The following is a 2,732-nucleotide window of genomic DNA, read 5'->3' as shown; positions in this document are numbered from 1 at the left end:
GTCGTGCGTATTGACGATGCAGTGCGAGCTTTGGATATCGACCGTCACCAGGCCGCGAAATTACTCTCAAGATGGACCGCCCAAGGCTGGCTCAGGCGAGTTGGTAGCGGGGCATATGTACCTGTTCAGCTTGATCTTCTCGATGCGAGGCAGGTCTTGCAGGACCCTTGGATTCTTGTGCCGACGCTATTTGAGCCATGTTACATTGGGGGACGGACCGCTGCCGAGCATTGGGACCTCACCGAACAGATATTTCGCGATGTTCTTGTGTTTACGGCCCGCTCGGTTGCCGGCCGGACAGTCGAGCGGCAGGGTGCGGTCTTTACACTCAAGCACATCAAGAATGAGATGATATTCGGGACGAAAACGGTTTGGCGTGGCCAGACCCGTATTCCGGTGTCTGATATTAACCGAACAATCATCGATATGCTCGATGATCCCCGGGTTGGCGGGGGCATTCAACATGTCTCGGAGTGTTTTGATCGCTACCTACAGCGGCCTGATTGCAACCCTGATCTGTTGATCGACTACGCTTTGCGCCACGGAAACGGCGCGGTCTTCAAGCGGCTCGGTTTTCTTGCTGAACGCCACGAAAAGGGCGGAATAGTTGCCCGCAAAGCGCGCAAGCATCTCACCAAGGGGCATGCCAAGCTGGACCCGTCTTTGGAGTGTCCGCGTCTCATCACACGTTGGCGCTTGCGTGTGCCGGATAGCTGGATGAAGGACGCCCCGCATGATCGATAAGCGCGAAATCCTTGGACTTGCCAGTACGCAGGGCCTTACCCCGCACGTGGTGGAAAAGGATTACGCGCTTGGCTGGGCGCTCGCGGGTATCTATGCGCATCCTGAGCTATCTGAATCCTGGGTCTTCAAGGGCGGTAGACCGGATCGAATTATTTTGGATTTCGGACCGCCTTAATTTGGATTGATCCGGCTTCAATCGCTCGGTCTTTTCGTCTGGGTTGAGGTGGTGAAGCTCCTGCCACTGATCTCATGGCGTGCGCAGGCCGCACCATAGCCGATGTCTATTCAAACATAGGATCGGAGTATTTCACAATACAGTAACCGGGTTCTAAAGTTGGGCAGGAAACGAATGGCCCGCCTACCGAATGATCGGTCAGCAATCCTCAATATCCGCAATACATTCAGCTTGTTACTTGCGAGCCGGGTGGGTCGGGCGGTTCATCGGTATCAACGGCGCGCGGTCGCAACCGAGCAGTTACAATCTAACAGCTAAAGAATAGCAATCATCATGCGCCTGTTTAAGACGTTAGCCCTGACCACGACGGCCATTGTCACCTTTGCCACCTCCGTCGCGGCGAGTATCTACTCGGATCAACTCACCTCCTATTCAAATCAACAGGCCTTGCAATTCCTCGTCAGTGAGCATGCGCGCGATCCATCAACCTTCGAGGATGCACGCAAGTACATCCTCCTGAGCCGACCAGCAATTATGGAGGACTACCTCAACCAAACCTTAGACCGGGCACCAGACACCCGTAGTTTTTCTCTTTCGGAGCTAAGCACAGGGGAGACCTTCGGAATTGGTTCGATCGCCCTTGGGCTCGCCGCAGTTGGGCTTGCAGCTTCTCTCGCAGGCGGTGGTGGTGGAGACTCTGAGACAGGCTCCGGCCCAAATCCAGGCACCGGTATTCCAAGCCCAGGTCCCGGCACTCCAAACCCGGGCCCCAACCCAGGCCCCGGTCCCAATCCAGGCCCCGGTCCCAATCCAGGCCCCGGTCCCAATCCAGGTCCCGGTCCCAACCCAGGTCCCGGTCCCAACCCAGGCCCCGGTCCCAACCCAGGCCCCGGTCCCAACCCAGGCCCCGGTCCGGACAATCCCGCCTACTACCGAACCCCGGAATTCGAGGAAAACCGTGGCCTGTCTCTGATTGGCGCCGATGAAAAATACGCTCAAGGCTGGCGAGGACAGGGCATAAAGATTGCAATCCTGGACAGTGGCATCGACCTCGACAGTCCAGAATTCGAAGGGAAAATCGACTTTGAGAACAGCCACTCCTATGTCGGCGACCCCGGCGATATTTCTGAACCTGACGGTCATGGCCGTTCCGGTCATGGCACGCATGTTGCCAACATCGCTGCAGGCAGGAAAAACGGTCAAGGCCTGCACGGCGTTGCCTTTGAATCCGAGCTTGTCATCTTCAATGGAATAAGAAAACGGGGCGACTACACCGAATTTACGATTCCGATCGAGAGCATATGGGCTGATGCCATAAACCGCGCAATTGACGCTGGTGCGCATGTCATGAACAACAGCTGGGTTCGAACCAAAATTGTCGATGATTTCATCGTCGAAATGCCAATCACGGATTTCACAACTGAAACTCCGGACGAAAATAGCAAAAATCTCAAAGAATTTCTTGGCGACAAAACCATCACCGCCCTGAATAGAGCCAAATCCGAAGACTTGATGACCGTTTTTGGCGCAGGCAACGGCGGCCTGCCCGACGTCTCAGTCACTGCAGGCATTCCGGTCGTGCTGGACGATTATCTCGGTTACTTCATCGCCGTCGTTGCTGTCCGTGAAGACAAGAGCCTATGGCACTCCTCCAACCACTGTGGCGTCGCAATGCACTTTTGCCTCGCTGCGCCAGGCTCAGGCATCCTTAGCGCCAATAATGGCGGTGGGGTTCGTTACGATGGCGGAACGTCCATGGCCGCCCCGCATGTCACTGGAGCCTATGCCGTCTTGAAGAGCCAGTGGCCTTTCC

General features: G+C 56.0%; 3 protein-coding genes. All 3 read left to right on the top strand.

Translation table 11 applies throughout. The features are described from left to right. Positions 1-744, top strand: a 744-nt coding sequence (locus ACR0CG_RS23670) for a type IV toxin-antitoxin system AbiEi family antitoxin domain-containing protein (RefSeq protein ID WP_480527944.1), incomplete at its 5' end; no start/stop codon positions are given. Beyond that, positions 734-919, top strand: coding sequence for a hypothetical protein (locus tag ACR0CG_RS23665; RefSeq protein WP_480423916.1), 186 nt, complete (start codon positions 734-736; stop codon positions 917-919). The genes ACR0CG_RS23670 and ACR0CG_RS23665, both read left to right, overlap by 11 nt. 333 nt (positions 920-1,252) lie before the next feature. Beyond that, the coding region (locus ACR0CG_RS23660; RefSeq protein WP_480527942.1) for a S8 family peptidase at positions 1,253-2,732 on the top strand (1,480 nt) is incomplete at its 3' end.

The organism is Ruegeria sp. AB8 (assembly GCF_056542605.1).
The sequence above is the reverse complement of the archived record's forward strand: the minus strand, read 5'-3'. Positions and strand labels throughout refer to the sequence as shown.